Here is an 18313-nt window from a genome sequence, read left to right on the forward strand (position 1 = left end):
GGGAACGCATCAACGGAGTGACAGACATGACCGACCTCAACACCCTGACCAAGCCTGCCCTCAACGACATGCTGGCAAAGCCGCTGACCGCTTCCGCGCTCAAAAAGGTCGCCAAAGCCGACCTCGTCGCGATGATCGAGGCGCAGCCGCCGAAGCTGACCGCGATGGAGAAGCGCGTCCTCGTCGCCTACCTGGACGGCGGGATCGACGCGAATGGTGCAGAGACCCTGAACGCAATGCTGGCCGACAACATGACGTGGGGCGACGTGCCCGAGATCGCGCAGCGCACGGGCCTGACCCAGAAGCAGGTGCAAGGCGTCGTCGCGTCCCTCTCGAAGAAGGCGCTGCTCGTGATCACGGACGAAGGCGTCAACGGCGAAGGCCCGGTGCAACAGGTGCTGGCCGACGACGGCATCCGCGTTGCGTTCGATCTGATGGCCGAAGGCATCGAGGCAAAAGTGGAACCCAAGGCCCGGAAGCCGCGCGAACTGCCCGACCGCGTGATGCTCGAACCCGGCAAGCCGGAAGACGTCAAAGCCACGAAGGCAGGCAGCAAGCGGCACCTTATGGCTGAGGCGCTGGCGAAGGGCGCGACCATCGAGGAACTGATGGAAACGCTCGGCTGGAACAAGGACACCGTTTCGTCCGCGCTGCGCACCGACATGGGCGCGCTTGGGCTGGGCGTCGAGCGCAAGGCGGGCAAATACTTCCTGCTGATGCCCAAGGGCGTGAAGCGCATCCCGGCGCATGACGCGGACACCACCCGCGCGGACGCGCTCGTCGCCGCCTGCAAGTGATCGAACCCGCGCGGCCCGGAGGCCGCGCCCCATCATCAACGGAGACATGACCATGACCATTTCTGACCTGATCACTGCCTTTGAGGAACTGCGCGAACTGCACGGTGAGGATGCGGAGGTGCGCCTTGCGCAGCAGCCGTCCTGGCCGTTCGAATATGGCCTTTCCGAGATCGTCGCACTCGACATGCACGCCGACGAGCGCGAGGAGATCGACGAGTTTCTGGCCGAGGCGGTGGAGGACACCGACGACGTGGTGGAGGCGCGACTTCGGCTGGCCGAACTCGACGCGCAGTCCCGCGTCGTCATCTATCTGAGCGAAGGCAGCCAGATCGGCTATCTGCCCGGTGCCGTTGCGAGTGCCCTCGGATGGCGCTGAACGTGATCGAACCGGGTTGGCTGTATGTCCTGACCAACCCGGCGATGCCCGGTCTCTGCAAGATCGGCATAACGACGAGGACGCCAGAGGAACGCGCAGCCGAGTTGCACGACACGGGGTCGCCAGCGCCCTACGCTGTTGCGGCGGCGTGGCCGGTTGACGACGTGCGGGCGGCAGAGCGCGACGCTCACGCGGCACTTGCCCGCTACCGTGTCAGCGATCAGCGCGAGTGGTTCCGCGTGTCCGTGCCCGCAGCCGTCGCCGCTCTCGGTCGAGACAAGCAGACGCCTGCGCACCTGTCATGGCTGCGCCGCCTCTGGCGCGTGTTCCGAGGCATCGTCGAAGGCGTCGGGTGGCTGACGCTCCTCCTGCTCGCGGCAACCTGACTACCCCTCATTCAACCAGACCCAAGGCCCGCCACTCGGCGGGCCTTCTGATTCTAGCAACGGAGAACCCACATGACTTTTCGCATCCTGATTTCTGACGCCATCTTTGACACTCGCGACTGCCTTGCGGCGGCAACGAAACTCGCCCTGTCCGAAGCATCGACACTCGCACGCGAGACCGACCAGCCTGTCACCGTCAGGGTCTACCGCATCGGCACGCCCATGCGCGATGCGCTCCGGCGCGATTGCACGCCTGCCTTCTACATTGGGCGCGCCGTCGCGACGCCCGCAGGCGTCTAATGGCAGGTGGGCGTCGCTCGACGCACCGCCAGCCGCTGGAGGGTCGCCGCATGACCTGGTTCGTCAACATGCAGGACACGTTCCTGTCCGGCTGGGGCGAGGCGAGAAACGGTCGCGCCCTCTACTGCATCCGTTGCACCTCCTACTCTCAGGCCCTCCAGATCGCCGCACGGGCGCGCACGCGGTCAGAGATGAAGCGCGTTGCCGTGTCATCCCGCCCACGCCGGATGCGTCCCGGCGATCAGCGCACCATCCGCGACGTGTCCGACCTTGGCGAGGTGTGGACAGGATGAAACACCAGACCTTCGAACAGATCGACGAAGCCGCCCACTGGGCGGCTTCTTCCGTTCCAGAGCACCTGTCTGCCCGGTCGATCAAAGAACCTTGGGTTGCCGCGCCGCTGTTCATCGTGGCGGCGTCGCCCCTGATCTATCCGCCCCTTGCTTGGGCACTCGTGCCCTGCTTCCTAGCGGTCCTCATGTTACGCGCAGCCGCCCTCGTTGGGTGGAGGGATCGCGACGACCCAGAACCTGACCGCTGGCCGTCCCTGACGATCCTGCTGCCCGTCTACCGCGAGCCGTCGGTGATTGCAGAACTCGCCCGCGCGATGCGCGCGCTCGACTACCCATCGCCCGAGATCGTGCTGCTTGTCGAGGAAGACGACCAGGAGACACGCGCGGCGCTCGACTTCTGGCCGTATCGCATCCTCGTCGTCCCGGATGGCAAGCCGCGCACGAAGCCGCGCGCCGTGAACTACGGCCTCCTGCATACCAGGGGCGAGGTTGTCGTGGTGTTCGATGCGGAGGACCGTCCAGCTCCTGACCAGCCGAAGCGCGCCGTTGCCCGGCTTCTGGCTGACCCTCGTTGCGCCGTCGTCCAGGGCGTGCTTGCATGTGATCACGCCGGGCCTCTGGTCACGCGGCTATGGGCGCTCGAGTATGCCGTCTTGTTCCGGGGTGTGCTGCCGTTTCTGTCCGGGATGCGGATGCCATTTTTGCTTGGCGGCACGACGCAGTATCTGCGCCGCGAAGCGCTCATGGAGGTCGGTGCGTTCGATGCCCACAACGTCACCGAGGACGCGGATCTTGCAGTTAGGCTGGCCGGTGCCGGTTACACCTCGTCGGTCGTCCTGTCCGTCACGGGCGAGGAAGCGCCGGTATCAATCACCGCATGGGTGAAACAACGATCCAGGTGGATGAAGGGGTTCTGCCAGACGACGTTGGTTCACGGCATCCTGCCTCGCGCGCCGCGCCTGCGTGATCGGATCGCCCTCGCTGTCCAGTTGCCCGTTCAATTGATCTGCATCGCGTCCCACCCGGTGGGCGTGGCCGTCGCCGCGAACGATCCTCACGGGCCGCTCGCCGTCATGCTGTTCTCGGGATACGCCCTGAGCGTCGCTGTCTTCGCCGTTGCGGCACGCCGTGCCGGTCGCCCCGTGCGTGACGCGCTCGCGCTACCCGCCTATTCCTTCCTGCACGCTATCGCTCTCGGCATCGCCGTGGTCGAGTTGGTGGTCGCGCCGTCGCACTGGGCCAAGACGGCCCACGGTCTTGTCGATCCCAGAGCGCGTGGCTTGGGCGTATAACTCGGTTATCGCGCGCTGCCCTACATGCACAGGGGCGCAACGCAGAACACCGCCTTAGCGCCGCGCTCTGCGCGTCTCTCGCGGTGCTGCCTGGGTGATCGCAGGGGCATCGACAACGAGCACCGCGACAATCGAGGTTAAACCGGGATTCCTTCCGAACCATCGTCGTCGTCCTGCCCGAAGGGCGCCTTGCCGTCGTCGTTTTCGACCGGCACCTTCGGATTCTCGTCGGGCGGTTGGTTGACCTCATCCCGCATACTCTGCGGAACCTGTAGGCCATACTTGATGGCATCGAGGATCAGCTTGGTTCGCTTGAGATTCTGCTTTGCCCTCGCCTTTTCAGGCAGCGCGCTTGTTGCGGGGCTGAAAAGCACCCCGTGCCCCTCGGCCTCAAGCAGAGCCTTGAACTCCTTCTGAACCCGCTTGCGCTTCCTATACTCAGGATTGTTGCTTGGTACGTTCGTGTTCCTCATAGGCGAACCTTCTCACCTGGCAGGCAAGTTGGCAAGGGAATCAAGGGTATCGCCTTCGCGCCCAAAGGTGCCTGATCGTTTAAACGGTGGGCGGGAATGCGGGCAGAAGGGCATTGTTTGACGATTTCAGGCCGGTCACATAGCGGTCAAAGCAACCCGGAACCCTCCACTAACCGCTTGAGCGCAGGCGCATCCGGCGGTGCCTGTTAATCAATTGGTCGTAGGTTCGATCCCTACCGCCGGAGCCAAATTCCCCTTTCGTCCAAACCCGCATTGCCGTTCAAAATCGCATCGGTTTCTGCCGGATTTTTTCGTTGAAAAACACACGCACCCTCTGGACGTTGGGAAACCGGATTGCTATACGGCGCGAACCGTTCCGGCGTAGCTCAGCGGTAGAGCAGTTGACTGTTAATCAATTGGTCGTAGGTTCGATCCCTACCGCCGGAGCCATTTTTCCAAGATCCGCACGCGCTACCCTGTCAGGGCGTCTCCGAACTCTGCCCGAAGCTCGCGTTTCAATACCTTTCCGGTCGCGCTCAGTGGCAGCGCATCGACAAAGACAACCTTGTCCGGGATCTGCCACTTGGCGATTTTGCCTTCGAAAAAGGCAAGCAAATCCTCTTCGCCGGGCTCTTCACCGTCGGCTTTCACTGCAACCAGCAAGGGGCGTTCATCCCATTTCGGATGCGGAACACCGACCACGGCGGCCGTCGCAAGCTGGGGGTGGGCCACGGCGATGTTTTCCAGCTCGACCGAACTGATCCATTCCCCACCGGATTTGATGATGTCCTTGGATCTGTCGCGAATGGTCATGTAGCCATCCGGGTCCAAAGTGGCCACATCCCCGGTGGCGAACCAGCCATCCTGCAACAGATTCTGATCCTGCAACTGGAAGTAGCTGTCCAGAACCCAGTGGCCCCGCACCAGCAAGTCACCCTGGGTTTCACCGTCATGCGGCAGATCATTCCCATCTTCGTCCACGATTTTCAACTCGACCCCAAAGGGCGGTCTTCCCTGACTCAGGCGAATCTTGTGCTGTTCTTCCGGTGGCAGCTTCAGGTGTTTGGCCAATGGGTAATTCGTCGTGCCCAGCGGGCTCATCTCGCTCATGCCCCAGGCGTGGACCGTGTCAACGCCATAGGTTTCGCGGAACGTTTCGATCATCGACGGAGGGCACGCAGCGCCGCCAATAACCGTGCGTTCAAGGCTTTTGAGTTCGGTTCCGCATGCCGCGGCATGGGCCAGCAAGCCTTGCCAGATGGTCGGCACGCCCATGGCCAATGTCACGCCATAGGTATCGATCAGGTTGACCAGCGCTTCACCATGTAAATCCGGTCCAGGCAACACAAGCCGCGATCCGGACATGGCACAGGCGTAGGGCGACCCCCAGGCGTTGACGTGGAACATCGGCACAACCGGCATGACAACATCCATCGCTGAATACCCGATCACATCCCGTGTGTTCGATGCGAAACTGTGCAGCAGTGTTGACCGATGGGAATACAACACGCCCTTTGGATTGCCCGTGGTTCCCGACGTATAGCACAGACCGCAGGCCGTCTTTTCATCCAGATCGGGCCATTGGAAACCTGCATCCCCGGTCTCCAGCAACTCGTCATAGAATTTCAGGCCGGGAATCTGAGCCGCAGCCTCTTCATTGCGAGGCCCCATGAGGACAAAATGCTGCACCTCGGTCAAAGCGTCATGCAGCGCGGCGACCAGCGGAATGAACGTCGCATCAAAGAACAACACCCTGTCCTGGGCATGGTTGATGATAAAGGTCAGCTGCTCGGGGAACAGGCGGGGATTGACCGTATGACAGACAAAGCCCGCACCGGAGGTGGCAAAATAGATCTCAAGATGCCGCCGATTGTTCCAGGCCAGTGTCCCGATCCTGTCCTGCGGTTCCAGCCCCAGATTCGTCAAGGCCGACGCCATTCGTCGGGCATTCACGGCAATCTCGGACCAGTTGGTGTCAGTGACCGTTCCGTCCGTTTCGACCGAGACAATCTCGGTCTGGCCGTGACAGCGCTCTGCGTGATCGATCAGCGACGAAACCAGCAAGGGCTGCGTCATCATCTGTCCTAGCATGGACATCCTCCCGTCCTTGGCGAGACCTTGGATGGCCTCTGCCTTATCCATCTTGCATTGACGGCTTGGGGTGTGACCCGACGCGTCAATACAGTCGTTTCCTACGGAAGAACCCTGCCAATCATTTAATTGTCTGACAATAAAAGAATGCAGCCCAACACGGCCGTGGGCGGCATTTTTTCGCTCTTAGTTTCAGTGTTTCAGCGCATAGGCGACCAATGCGGCTGTTGATCCGTCTTTACCTTCAGCGCTCGCAACACCTTCCACGACAGGACCAAGCGAGTTGGCAAGCTCTTTGCCCAACTCCACCCCCCACTGATCAAAGGAATTGATGCCAAGCAGAACGCCTTCGACAAACACGCGATGCTCGTACAGCGCGATAATCTGCCCCAGAACGAACGGTGTAAGTTTCGGATACATCAGCGTTGTAGAGGGGCGGTTGCCCGGGAACACCCGGTGTCGCGCCTGCCGATCAAGTTCGTCGCCATCAAGGCCTTTCTCCGCCATACGCTCACGGGCTTCATCCAAAGAGCGACCACGCATCAAAGCCTCTGACTGGGCCAGACAGTTGGCCAAAAGCAGGCGGTGATGGTGGGTCAACTCGGGTTCGTGCCCTTCGGCGGCGACCATGAATTCGCAGGGAATGACATCCGTGCCCTGATGGATCAGCTGATAAAATGCATGCTGACCGTTGGTGCCCGGCTCACCCCAGACCACCGGCCCCGAAGGGACGGCCAGCGAAGATCCGTCCATCGCTACGGATTTGCCGTTCGATTCCATTTCCAACTGCTGGAGATATGCGGGCAGACGCAACAGACGCTGATCATAGGGCAGCACGGCCCGGCTGGTGCAACCCAGAACCTGACGGTGCCATATACCGACGAGCGCCAGCATCACAGGCATGTTTTCAACCCAATCCGCCGAGCGAAAATGCAGATCCATCGCCTGCCCGCCCCGCAGAAACGCATCAAATGCATTCGAACCGACGGCAATCATGATCGGCAATCCGACCGGCCCCCAGACCGAATAGCGCCCGCCCACCCAATCGGCGAAACCAAAAACATGCGCCTCGGGAATGCCGAAGGCCTGCGTCTTGTCCAGCGCGCTGGATACGGCCGCAAACTGGCGGGACGGATCACCTCCGCCTTCGGACATCCAGGCGCGGGCCGTGCGCGCATTGGTCATCGTTTCGATCGTGGTGAATGTCTTCGACGCGACAATCACCAGCGTCCGTGTCGGGTCCAGCTGGCGCAACGTATCAGCGATATGGGCCCCATCCACGTTCGAGACGTAGTGCACCCGCGGACCATCGTGATAAGGGGCCAGTGCGTGCGTGGCCATCACCGGGCCAAGGTCGGATCCCCCGATGCCGATATTCACCACGTCGGTGAAACTGCCCCCTGCCCCTACAATGGCGCCGCCACGCACCTCCTCGGCAAAGACGCGCATCCGTTGCAGCGTGTCCAGAACCCCGGGCATGACATCCTGACCGTCCACCTCGACGGGCCCGCCATCCAGGTTGCGCAGGGCGGTGTGCAGCACCGCGCGCCCTTCGGTTTCGTTGATCTTTTTCCCGGCAAACATGGCGTCGCGCCGCGTCGCTAGCCCGGCATCTTCGCACAATTGCAGCAGCGCCGCACGCACGTCTTCATCGATCTGCGTTTTCGAATAATCGAACAGCATATCCCCGGTTGACGCTGAAAACGACCCGGCCCGGCTTGCATCCTCTGCGAACAAATCGACGATACGGCGGTCAGCCGCTGCAAGCGCCTTCAAAGCATTCAACTGCATTGCCTCACTCCGCCCAATGAACCGTCATGCCACTGAGAACGGCGGCGATCGGTGCTTCTTCCGGCGGCATCGACATGGCCTTTTCCAAAACGTCTCGTTTTGCCTGCCCGTAGATGACCAAGTGTTTCGACAAAGCCCCGTCCAGAACAGAGGCCGTCAAAGAAATCCGGGGCTCTGGCTGAACATCGGTCCGGGCAACGATCAGGGTCGGCGCCTGGCTGTCGAGGGCCTTATCCAGCCCGTCCATTCCGGGGAACAATGAGGCCGTGTGCATGTCTTCGCCCATCCCGAGGACCAGAACCGACAATGGCAGTACCGGCGCGATCAGCGATTCAACCTCTGGCAAAGCCGCTTCAGGCTCTGCGCCCGGTACATAAAGTGGAATGTACTGCGCCACGGATGCCCGGTTGGTCAGCAGTCTCTCCCGGATCAGCCGTTCGTTCGAACGTTCGTGATCAGCCGGTACGCAGCGCTCATCCGTAGGCAGAACGCGCACGCGGTCCCACTCGAGATCAGCGGCGCACAGACTGTCAAAAATCGGCCCCGGTGTTGTCCCGCCGGGGACAGCCAACGCAACCGTGTCGTTGTGCAACAAAGCGGTCTCAAGCTCACCCGCCAACGCGTTTGCCACATCGATGGCAAGCATTTCCCGATCGGCATATTCCTGAATGTTCATGGCTTTATTCCTTGCCAGCGGCGACCATCGCGTTTCATCAGCAGCTCGGCGTCGCCCGGTCCGGTGCTGCCGCTGTCATAAGGTTTGGGCACGTCCCCACGCGCCAGCCATCCGGCGATGATCGGATCAGTCCAGGCCCATGCGGCCTCGACCTCGTCACCACGCATGAACAGCGTCTGGTTGCCCCGGATCACGTCCATGACGAGGCGTTCGTAAGCATCTGGCGGGTCCTGGTTTTCCGGCCCCAGCGCTTCGGCAAAACTCATGTCCAAAGGCACGTCGATCAACCGCATCCCGCCCGGCCCCGGTTCCTTGATCGTCACTTTCAGTGTGATCCCCTCATTGGGTTGCAACCGGATCGACAGTGCATTGGCGTGACGCCCGGCCTCCTCTCCGAAAATCGAATGCGGTGCGTCCTTGAACATCACATTGATAATCGAAGATCGCGCCACCAGCCGTTTGCCCGTACGCAGATAAAACGGCGTACCCGCCCATCGCCAATTGCTGACATGCGCCTTCAGCGCCACGTAGCTTTCAGTGGTCGAGCGTGGATTGCCGACACATTCGCGGTATCCCGGCCCGTCCGGCCCCTCTGAAAACTGGCCGCGCACGATGTGATGCGGTTCCACCGGATCAAGCGCCCGGATCACCTTGAGCTTTTCATCCCGCACCGCGTCCGGATCGAACTTTGCCGGGGGTTCCATTGCAATCAGGCACAGCAGTTGCATCAGGTGGTTTTGCACCATGTCACGCATCGCACCGGCGCGCTCATAGTATTCTTCGCGCCCTTCGATGCCGACGGTTTCCGCAACCGTGATCTGGATGTGGTCGACATACTGGCTGTTCCATAGCGGTTCGAACAGCATATTGCCAAACCGCACAGCCATCAGGTTCTGGACGGTTTCCTTGCCCAGGTAATGATCGATCCGGTAAATCTGGCTTTCATCAAAATGCGCAGCCAGTGTGGCATTCAGCTCTCGCGCGCTGTTCAGGTCATGCCCGAACGGCTTTTCCACCACGATGCGCGTATCTTCGGTTGCCGGATCATAGGCCCGGACCCGCTCGGCCAGGGGGCCAAACAGACTGGGGCCGACCGAGAAATAGAACGCGCGCACGCGGTTGGGTGACAGTTTTTCACCCAGCAGATCCCATCCTTCGGTTGATACTGCATCCAGCGGGACATAGTCGACCCGCTGTAGAAAACGCGACACCCCCTGGGACTCCGAAGCGCAGACCGCAGCATGCCTGCAAAGCGATTCTGCGACCATCCGTCGGAAATCTTCCGCGGAATGGCCCGCGCGCGCGGCGGCGATAATCCTTGCATCCTCATGCCATTGCCCGGCGCAAAAGCGACGGTAAAGCGCAGGCAGGATCTTGCGCTGCGCCAGATCGCCGGTGCCGCCGAAAATGATCAGATCAAAGGGATCAACTGGTATGACGCGTGAAACCATGAGTTGTCCTTACCTCGCCCCTTCCGGCATGTCCAATGTTAGCGCAACCATTCGGCAAGAAATCACTCTGTTCAAAACTCTGTCAGAACCGCTGCGTCACCCTTACCAAATCCGCGACAAAGGGCTAGATCAGATCGACGACCTCAAAGAACCGGATGCGGGAATGAAAGACAACGCCCCTCAGCTTGCCAATATCGGCAAGTTTCAAAACAAATCGGTGACAGCTGACGGCCAGGCCCGCGCAAAGGTTTCCCTGACACGGCCCGAAACCCTTTGGTTCAATACGGGCACTTTGTGCAATATCGAATGCGTGAACTGCTATATCGCCAGCAGCCCGACCAATGACGCCTTGGTTTACATCACGGCTGACGAGGTCCGGAACTACCTGGATCAGATCGAAGACCGCAACTGGCCCGTGCACGAAATCGGGTTCACGGGCGGTGAGCCGTTCATGAACCCTGACATGATCGACATGACACACGCCGCGCTGGAACGCGGGTACAAGGTTCTGATCCTGACCAACGCAATGGCACCGATGATGCGCCGCAAAATGCGCGAAGGGTTGCTGGGGTTGCAAAAGGAATTCAACCACATGTTGACTCTGCGCATTTCGGTCGATCACTTCCGCCCGGCCCTGCACGACGAAGAACGCGGCGACGGCAGTTTCGACAAAACCCTGGCCGGGATGGAATGGTTGCGCGACCACGGATTCAACATGGCCATCGCCGGGCGCACGGTCTGGGGGGATTCAGATGCGGAAAGCCGTGCGGGCTATGCCAGGTTCTTTGCCGAGCACGGATTTGACATTGACCCGCAGAACCCGGCTCGGACCGTTCTGTTCCCCGAAATGGACGAAACTGTCGAGGTTCCCGAAATCACCTCTGCTTGCTGGGGAATTCTGGACAAATCCCCCAACGACGTCATGTGCGCCAGCGCCCGGATGGTGGTCAAACGCAAGGGGTCCGAAAAACCTGCTGTCCTGGCCTGCACCCTGCTGCCCTACGAGCCCGAGTTCGAGATGGGCCATACCCTGGCCGAGGCCGAGGCGGACGTGCATCTGAACCACCCTCATTGCGCCAAGTTCTGCGTTTTGGGCGGGGCCAGCTGTTCTGGCTGATCAGTTCAACTCGGGCGATTTCCAGAACTTGGTGCCCGACGCGCCAGCCGATACGCGCCAGCCTTTTTTGTTGAGAACGAAGAACGAGCGTCCGTCCGTAAAACGCAGGGTTTCGCCCGTTTTGTCCTCGCCATACATGGCCCCTGTTTCTGCGGTCGCGTCATAGCCCTGGTTTATGAACTTATCCAGATCAGCAGGGGTTTCGAACAGGATCACGAATTTGGTCTCGAAACCGCCGATGCCGATGGCACCGCCAACACCGCCTGTTCCCATGTTCATGTATGTGTGTTGCCCGGTGTCTTTCGACACCGCCACACCCCGGCCATAGCCCGCCGACACAGGGAATACTGTAACCTTACGAGAGTCGAACACCGCATATCCGGCACTGACGTCATAGAGTGGCCGCGCATCGGGGTTTTCCGCCAAAAGCTGATCCAAAATCTCGCCTGCCATCGCGTCAAGCTTTGCGCGCGTCTCTTCGGGCGTTGCCTCGTTGGACAGCAGCTCGGAGGTGGACGTGATCGTATCGTCAACCGCCTCGGCGCCTTTGTCGATCGTCTTCCCGACGCTCTCGGCACCTTTCTTGATCTTGTCCAGAACACCCTCGGCCAAAACAGGGCTGCTTATGCAAAGCGCGGCAACAAAGAGAATGGCTCTGGTCATGGTTTTTCCTGTGATACCATCCGATTGGCAGTCACCATACGCGACTTGCCTCAAATGGGAACAGGAATTCCGACACGCAGTCGGACCTGGCCGGTCACTCAGTTCACGCGAAACTCGCCAACCATGTTGCGCCACTCGCCCGGTGCGATCATCTTGCGGTGCGTGAATTTCACGGAATGCAGCGGCCCTTCGATTTCTCGTTGCCAAAACTCGATGAATTCGAACAGTTTGGGATGATCCGGCGCAAGGTCATATTCCTGCCAGATGAAGGTATTCAGGACGTGGACGTAATCGGGCATGTGATAGAAAAACTCGGCCGTTGTCAGGCCATAGCCCTTGAGCATCAATTCGGTTTCACTTGTCTTCATACAGACCTCCGGTTTGTTGCACGGTATTCTCAGGCTAGCACGAAAACCCCCTAATACTTAGATAACAATATGTTACTTAGGTGTTACCAAGGATTCGGACCTCGGGAAGCGCTGCTTGCTTGCACCTTATGTGCCGGGTCTGATAAGGTGCATCCACAAGATATAGACCCAGCACAAAATACGGGCAGTTTACGTGAGCGATACGCCAGAAATCCCAGAAAACATGGATGAAACCCCGCCCGAGCGCCCTGTCTATGACGGCCCGACGGTCTCGATCGAATCCGAGATGCGCACGTCCTATCTGGACTATGCGATGTCGGTCATCGTGTCCCGCGCGATCCCCGATCTGCGCGATGGTTTGAAACCGGTACATCGGCGCATCCTCTATGCGATGCACGAGACCGGAAACACCCATGACAAACCCTATCGAAAATCGGCCCGTCCGGTGGGTGACGTGATGGGTAAGTATCACCCGCACGGCGACAGCGCGATCTATGACGCGCTGGTGCGGATGGCTCAGGATTTCTCGATGTCGCTGCCGCTGCTGGATGGTCAGGGCAACTTCGGCTCGATGGACGGCGACAACCCGGCGGCCATGCGTTACACCGAGGTCCGCATGGACAAGCCCGCCGCCGCCCTGCTGGCGGATATCGAGAAAGAGACGGTCGATTTCCAGGACAATTATGACGGCAAGGACAAGGAACCTACCGTCCTGCCCGCGCGGTTCCCCAACATGCTGGTCAACGGCGCCGGCGGTATCGCGGTCGGCATGGCCACCAACATCCCGCCGCACAACCTGGGCGAAGTGGTCGACGCGACGCTGGCGCTGATCGACGATCCGGACCTGACCAGCGAACAGCTGATCGAATACGTCCCCGGCCCCGATTTCCCCACAGGCGGCGTGATGCTGGGCCGATCCGGCGCGCGCAAGGCCTATCTGGAAGGCCGCGGCAGCGTCATCATCCGTGCCAAGACCCGCGTCGAGGAGTTGCGCAAGGACCGCTATGCCATCGTCGTGGACGAGATCCCCTATCAGGTGAACAAGGCCTCGATGATCGAGAAGATCGCCGAAGCGGTGCGTGAAAAGCGCATCGAAGGTGTCAGCCATGTTCAGGACGAATCCGACCGCAACGGCGTACGGGTGGTGGTCGAGCTGAAGCGCGACGCGACACCCGAGGTGGTGCTGAATCAGCTGTACCGCTTCACGCCGATGCAGACCTCGTTCGGCTGCAACATGCTGGCGTTGAACGGCGGCCGCCCCGAGCAGCTGACCCTGCGCCGCTTCCTGACCAGCTTCATCGACTTCCGCGAAGATGTCGTTGCCCGCCGCACCGCATACGACCTGCGCAAGGCGCGGGAACGCAGCCATGTCCTGTGCGGTCTGGCCGTTGCGGTCTCGAACGTGGACGAGGTCGTGGCCACGATCCGGTCCTCGGCCGACGCCGCCGAGGCGCGCGAAAAGCTGATGACCCGCCGCTGGCCCGCGGCCGAGATCGAAAGCTATCTGCGCCTGATCGACGACCCGCTGTCCAAGATGAACGACGACGGCACCTACAACCTGACCGAGGTTCAGGCCCGTGCCATCCTTGACCTGCGCCTGCAACGCCTGACGCAACTGGGCGTCAAAGAGGTCACGGACGAGTTGGAAGAGCTGGCCGCCAAGATCAAGGAATACCTGGATATCCTGTCCTCGCGCGAACGCATCATGGGCATCATCGCTGATGAACTGCGCAGCGTCCGCGAACAGTTCGCGGTACCGCGCCGCACCGAGATCGTCGACTGGTCCGGCGACATGGAAGACGAGGATCTGATCGAGCGCGAAGACATGGTCGTGACCGTCACTTCCGGCGGCTATATCAAACGAACCCCGCTGGCCGATTTCCGCGCGCAAAAGCGCGGCGGCAAGGGGCTGTCGGGCATGCAGACCAAGGAAGAGGACGTGGTCACCACCCTCTTCGTGGCCAACACGCACACTCAGCTTCTGTTCTTCACCACCGACGGGATGGTCTACAAGCTCAAGACCTGGCGCCTGCCCCAATCGGGGCGCACCGGCAAGGGCAAGGCGATCGTCAACATCCTGCCGATACCCACGGGTGTTTCGATTGCGGCGATCATGCCGGTCGATGTGCCGGATGAGGAATGGGAAAACCTTCAGATCGTCTTCGCCACCAGCGCCGGCGACGTGCGCCGCAACGCGCTGAGCGACTTCACCAACGTCAAGCGCAACGGCAAGATCGCGATGGACCTGCCCGAGGGCGTGGAACTGGTCAACGCGCGCATCTGCTCGAACGATGACGACGTGATGCTGGTCACCAATTCCGGCCGGGCGATCCGTTTCTCCACAACCGACGTGCGGGTGTTCAAGGGGCGCAAATCGACCGGCGTGCGCGGCATCCGGTTGAACGCGGGCGACCGCGTGGTCTCGATGTCGGTGATCCGCCATTTCGAGGCCACCCCGGACGAGCGCGCCGCCTATCTGAAGATGCGTCGCCTGATGGCCGGCGTGACCGATGACACCGAAACCGACGAGGATGGCGGCAATGCCGACAGCATCCTGCCGCAGGAACGCTATGCCGAGATGTCGGCGGCCGAGAACCTGATCCTGACCATCACGGCCAAAGGATCGGGCAAGCTCAGCTCGTCGCATGACTATCCGGTGCGTGGTCGTGGCGGCATGGGCGTGATGGCGATGGACAAGGCGATGCGGGGCGGCCCGCTGGTGGCCTCGTTCCCGGTCGAAATCGACGACCAGATCATGCTGGCCACCTCCAAGGGTCAGTCGATCCGGGTTCCGGTCGACGGCATCTCGTTCCGGTCCCGCAGTGCCGGCGGGGTCAAGGTGTTCAACACCGGCAAGGGCGAAGAGGTCGTCAGCGTCGCCCGGATCGCCGATCAGGGTGATGAGGAAACCGAAGAATAGCCCTCACGCTCAATTACGGATCTGAAACAAAACGCTCGCCCTGCGGGCGTTTTGTCATTCTGGATCACGATATCGACAACTCTCGGGATGATCTGCTTGCCCGAAGCCATTCTGCCGCCTAGCCTTTTCATATGTGGTCTTTTGCGCATATCCGACCAGCTTACAGTCGCACGGAACGGATCAGCGACGGTGTGGTCCATGTGCTCGGTGTCTCAAGTGCGTTGGTTGCCGTACCCCTGCTGATCACAATGACCATCTATTACCGGTATGATCAATCTGCGGTTCTGGGTGCCTCGGTTTACGGGGTGACGCTGATACTCATGCTCACGTTTTCCGCCTTGTACAACATGGTCGAAAACGAGGAATGGCGCGGGTTTCTGCAGCGCCTCGATCATTCTGGCATCTACGTCAAGATCGCTGGGACCTATACGCCGTTTCTTCTGTTGTCCGGTGCTCAGCCCCCGGGGCTGCTACTCGGATTGTGGTCTTCGGCGACGCTTGGGTCGGTTCTCAAGATGCTGGACCCAAACCGGTTCCGTTGGTTCGGGCTTGCGTTATACCTATTGATGGGTTGGGCGGTGGTCTGGGCCGGGCAATCCATGTTGGCTGACCTGTCCCCCACAATCGTCACGCTGATGATTGCCGGAGGGCTCGTGTACACGGCCGGGGTCGCCTTCTACCTGCTGGACTGGCTGCCGTTCCACAACACGATCTGGCACGTATTTGTGCTGCTGGGCAGCGTATTGTTCTTTGCGGCGGTCGCGGCCCGAATCGAACTGGTTCAGGTCGTTTAGGATAACCTGTTCGTTTTTGTCAGGGAAAAAGTTTGCGCAAAACGAAAATTGGCGTCGCCCAATAAAGGGTTCCGCGTGAAGCCGAAGACAAATTGCGCGGCATGTCCCGCGTCCACCTCTCCATATCCACCAGACCAGTTTTGCGTTGGAAGCCCCCTATTCCAAAGCATTCACCGTCTCAAACCAGTCAAGCATCAGATCGCTCCAGCCACTTGGAACGCCATGCCCGGCCTCATAGCCGATAACCGAAATGGTCGAACCGCTATCACAATCGCTCAGAACGCGCTGATCATGGCTATCTGTCTCAACAACTTCACCCTTTTGGCAGCCTGCTGAAGATGCGAGCCTTAACGTAGCCTCAACTGCACCCATATATCCCGGATCGGACCACGAAGACCCGGAACCGGCGAAAGGAATAACCGTGTCGTCATGACCATGGCTATAGAACATATCGAAATCGAAGTCCGCTGAAGCACAATCCCCAGGCTGGCCACGCACCGGTGTTCCAGCAATAGGGGCGAAGGCTTTTAAACGTGGGTCAATATCTGCACAGGCAAGATACCAAGCGAACGATCCGCCTCGGGAATGGCCAGTGGTTACGATCTGCGCCGGATCAACGGGGAATCGAGCTAACACGTCCTCAAGCATATTGGCAATGAACTCAAAATCATCCCGGCCATAATATGCGTCGTTCCAAACCCACCCTGTGCCCGGGCCGTTTTGGTATTCAATTTCCAGCGCGGTCGGAGCGACGATGGCATACCCGCGCTCCAGTATCGGCTTGACAAGAAATGCACTCTGAATCACCCGCTGCCCCGTTCCGCGCGATCCATGAAGAAAGATCACGGCCGGAAATGGTCCTTCGCCCTTCGGAATCAATACACTGTATTGCCGTCCGGAAACCATACATGGGGCACCCACGCCGCCACATTCCTGTGCTCGGTACAGATGTGAAAAGCTCTCCGCAGGTCGCGCTGGTTTGAGTGCCAAAACCAAAGCCATTGCTGCAATGCAAAGAGCAATGAGCCTTACCGTTCAGTTGCCGCTCCGTGCTTTCACAGCCCATATATCGCGCTGAATTTCTGTTCCAGATATCCCAGCAAAGGTTCGGGACCCGGCTCAATGCCGCTTGCCCGTCGGATAATCTCGCGCGGGGCATAAAGCCCGCCGTGCTGCTGGACGTGTTCGCGCAGCCAAGCAGTTGCGCCGGATGTGTCGCCGTCTGCCAGTTGGGCATCCAGCCCCGGCACCGCCGCTCGCAGGGCCTGATACAGACATCCTGCATAGACATTGCCCAGCGAATAGGTCGGGAAGTACCCGAACAGCCCGACCGACCAGTGCACATCCTGCAAGCAGCCGTTCGACGGTTTGTCGACCGCATAACCGAAGTCAGCCTTGAAGCGGTCATTCCAGGCCGCCTCAAGTTCGTTGACCTGCAAGTCTCCGGCCATCAAAGCGCACTCAAGATCGAAGCGAAGCATGATGTGCAGATTGTATTGCACTTCATCGGCTTCGGTGCGGATATAGCCGTTGTGAACCCGGTTGACGGTGGCATAGAACGCGTCTGCATCGGCAATTCCGAAATCGCCGAATGCGTCTTTCATCTGATCGAACAACCAGCCCGTAAACGCACGCGAACGGCCAAGCTGGTTTTCATAGATCCGACTTTGGCTTTCATGCACACCCATGGATACGCCACGCCCCAGTGGCGTCAGCAGGTAGTCGCGGTCGATCCCCTGTTCGTAAGCGGCGTGGCCGACCTCGTGAATGGTGGAATAAAAGCAGTTGAACGGGTCCGTTTCGCTGGTTCGCGTGGTGATGCGCACATCCAGACCCGAACCCGAGCTGAACGGATGAACCGCCTTGTCCACACGGCCGTTGTTCAGGTCATAGCCGAAGGTAATCGCCAGTTTTTGCGCAAGCTGCATCTGGATCAGCTCATCAAAGCTGCCGCTCAGCGCGGCAGGTTCCGGGCGGTCCAGAACAGCCGCGCGCAAGGCCACCAGACGTGGACGCATCTCATCGAAAATGGCCGCGATCTGAGCGCCGGTCGTATAGGGTTCATAATCCTCGACCATGGCGTCATAGACGTCTCCGCCCTGTGCCAGCGCCTCACCTTCCTGACGCTTCAGCGATACGACCTCTTCCAGCACCGGAAGGAACGCCGAGACATCTTCATCCGCGCGCGCCTGAGCCCATGTTCCCTGTGCGGCGGACGTAATTCGGGCAATCGCCGTAGCCAGATCGGCAGGCACCTTGACCGCCCGATCATAGGCGCGCCGGATTTCCCGAAGCTGCGCCTTACCGACTTCATCCTGTGGGGCGGCCTGATCCAGCCACTCTGCCACGCGTGGATCTGCACGACGCGCATGAAGGACCGCCTCGATAGCGGCCATTTCTTCGGCACGTTGAGGTGCGGACCCGCGCGGCATGACGGTTTCCTGATCCCAGCCAAGCCGACCGGCAATCTGGCCCAATGCCGAGGTGTCACGCTGAAAAGCCATCAGTTCATCGAAAGCGGTCAT

Annotated in this window: 18 protein-coding genes and 1 tRNA gene; 10 read left to right on the forward strand and 9 right to left on the reverse strand. The window is 60.2% G+C overall.

The window, feature by feature from the left end:
- Positions 1–26 precede the first annotated feature (26 nt).
- The 6 genes from AC2FF8_RS01510 (at position 27) to AC2FF8_RS01535 (ending at position 3444) form a co-directional block, all read left to right on the forward strand.
- A complete protein-coding gene (locus AC2FF8_RS01510; protein ID WP_496878755.1) occupies positions 27–797 on the forward strand; it encodes a hypothetical protein in 771 nt (256 codons plus the stop codon).
- Between the two features lie 52 nt (positions 798–849).
- Complete coding sequence (locus AC2FF8_RS01515) at positions 850–1173, forward strand: hypothetical protein (RefSeq protein ID WP_496878756.1); 324 nt, start codon at positions 850–852, stop codon at positions 1171–1173.
- Positions 1164–1559, forward strand: a complete 396-nt coding sequence (locus AC2FF8_RS01520; RefSeq protein WP_496878757.1) for a GIY-YIG nuclease family protein — start codon at positions 1164–1166, stop codon at positions 1557–1559. Before AC2FF8_RS01515 ends, AC2FF8_RS01520 begins: the two co-directional genes overlap by 10 nt.
- 72 nt (positions 1560–1631) lie before the next feature.
- The gene (locus tag AC2FF8_RS01525) at positions 1632–1859 is read left to right on the forward strand and encodes a hypothetical protein (RefSeq protein WP_496878758.1); all 228 of its coding nucleotides are present in this window, start codon (positions 1632–1634) and stop codon (positions 1857–1859) included.
- Positions 1860–1909: 50 nt separating this feature from the next.
- The gene (locus AC2FF8_RS01530) at positions 1910–2152 is read left to right on the forward strand and encodes a hypothetical protein (protein ID WP_301653688.1); all 243 of its coding nucleotides are present in this window, start codon (positions 1910–1912) and stop codon (positions 2150–2152) included.
- Positions 2149–3444 (forward strand): glycosyltransferase, encoded by a 1296-nt coding sequence (locus tag AC2FF8_RS01535; protein WP_496878759.1) that lies wholly within the window; start codon positions 2149–2151, stop codon positions 3442–3444. Before AC2FF8_RS01530 ends, AC2FF8_RS01535 begins: the two co-directional genes overlap by 4 nt.
- A gap of 137 nt (positions 3445–3581) precedes the next feature.
- Here AC2FF8_RS01535 and AC2FF8_RS01540 read toward each other — a convergent pair whose 3' ends face one another.
- Positions 3582–3917 (reverse strand): hypothetical protein, encoded by a 336-nt coding sequence (locus tag AC2FF8_RS01540; protein WP_496878760.1) that lies wholly within the window; start codon positions 3915–3917, stop codon positions 3582–3584.
- 375 nt (positions 3918–4292) lie between these two features.
- On the opposite strand from AC2FF8_RS01540, the gene AC2FF8_RS01545 reads away from it, so the two are divergent.
- A tRNA-Asn gene (locus tag AC2FF8_RS01545) sits at positions 4293–4367 on the forward strand.
- 21 nt (positions 4368–4388) lie between these two features.
- On the opposite strand, the gene AC2FF8_RS01550 is transcribed toward AC2FF8_RS01545, so the two are convergent.
- The 4 genes from AC2FF8_RS01550 to zwf all read right to left on the reverse strand — a co-directional run bounded on the left by AC2FF8_RS01550 (position 4389) and on the right by zwf (position 9926).
- The gene (locus tag AC2FF8_RS01550; protein WP_496879262.1) at positions 4389–6008 is read right to left on the reverse strand and encodes a long-chain-fatty-acid--CoA ligase; all 1620 of its coding nucleotides are present in this window, start codon (positions 6006–6008) and stop codon (positions 4389–4391) included.
- A gap of 192 nt (positions 6009–6200) precedes the next feature.
- Positions 6201–7799, reverse strand: coding sequence for a glucose-6-phosphate isomerase (gene pgi / locus AC2FF8_RS01555; protein WP_496878761.1), 1599 nt, complete (start codon positions 7797–7799; stop codon positions 6201–6203).
- Between the two features lie 4 nt (positions 7800–7803).
- A complete protein-coding gene (gene pgl, locus AC2FF8_RS01560) occupies positions 7804–8475 on the reverse strand; it encodes a 6-phosphogluconolactonase (protein ID WP_496878762.1) in 672 nt (223 codons plus the stop codon).
- Positions 8472–9926, reverse strand: a complete 1455-nt coding sequence (zwf, locus tag AC2FF8_RS01565) for a glucose-6-phosphate dehydrogenase (RefSeq protein WP_496878763.1) — start codon at positions 9924–9926, stop codon at positions 8472–8474. The genes pgl and zwf overlap by 4 nt, the downstream gene beginning before the upstream one ends.
- Before the next feature lie 163 nt (positions 9927–10089).
- On the opposite strand from zwf, the gene AC2FF8_RS01570 reads away from it, so the two are divergent.
- Positions 10090–11043: a radical SAM protein gene (locus AC2FF8_RS01570; protein ID WP_496878764.1), complete on the forward strand. Its 954-nt coding sequence runs from the start codon at positions 10090–10092 to the stop codon at positions 11041–11043.
- Here AC2FF8_RS01570 and AC2FF8_RS01575 read toward each other — a convergent pair whose 3' ends face one another.
- Complete coding sequence (locus AC2FF8_RS01575; protein ID WP_480684197.1) at positions 11044–11706, reverse strand: lipid-binding SYLF domain-containing protein; 663 nt, start codon at positions 11704–11706, stop codon at positions 11044–11046.
- Between the two features lie 98 nt (positions 11707–11804).
- Positions 11805–12074: an usg protein gene (locus AC2FF8_RS01580; RefSeq protein WP_152458119.1), complete on the reverse strand. Its 270-nt coding sequence runs from the start codon at positions 12072–12074 to the stop codon at positions 11805–11807.
- 193 nt (positions 12075–12267) lie between these two features.
- Here AC2FF8_RS01580 and gyrA point away from each other — a divergent pair, with 193 nt between their 5' ends.
- Entirely contained in the window at positions 12268–14994 is a 2727-nt protein-coding gene (gene gyrA, locus AC2FF8_RS01585) for a DNA gyrase subunit A (RefSeq protein ID WP_496878765.1), read from the forward strand.
- Between the two features lie 131 nt (positions 14995–15125).
- On the forward strand, positions 15126–15788 hold the full coding sequence (trhA, locus tag AC2FF8_RS01590; protein ID WP_257598804.1) for a PAQR family membrane homeostasis protein TrhA: 663 nt from the start codon (positions 15126–15128) through the stop codon (positions 15786–15788).
- Between the two features lie 156 nt (positions 15789–15944).
- Here trhA and AC2FF8_RS01595 read toward each other — a convergent pair whose 3' ends face one another.
- Both AC2FF8_RS01595 and AC2FF8_RS01600 read right to left on the reverse strand, forming a co-directional pair.
- Positions 15945–16790: a CE1 family esterase gene (locus AC2FF8_RS01595; protein WP_496878766.1), complete on the reverse strand. Its 846-nt coding sequence runs from the start codon at positions 16788–16790 to the stop codon at positions 15945–15947.
- A 53-nt stretch (positions 16791–16843) separates the two neighbouring features.
- Positions 16844–18313, reverse strand: coding sequence for a carboxypeptidase M32 (locus AC2FF8_RS01600; RefSeq protein WP_496878767.1), 1470 nt, complete (start codon positions 18311–18313; stop codon positions 16844–16846).

This window comes from Ruegeria sp. YTSA144, from assembly GCF_059610125.1.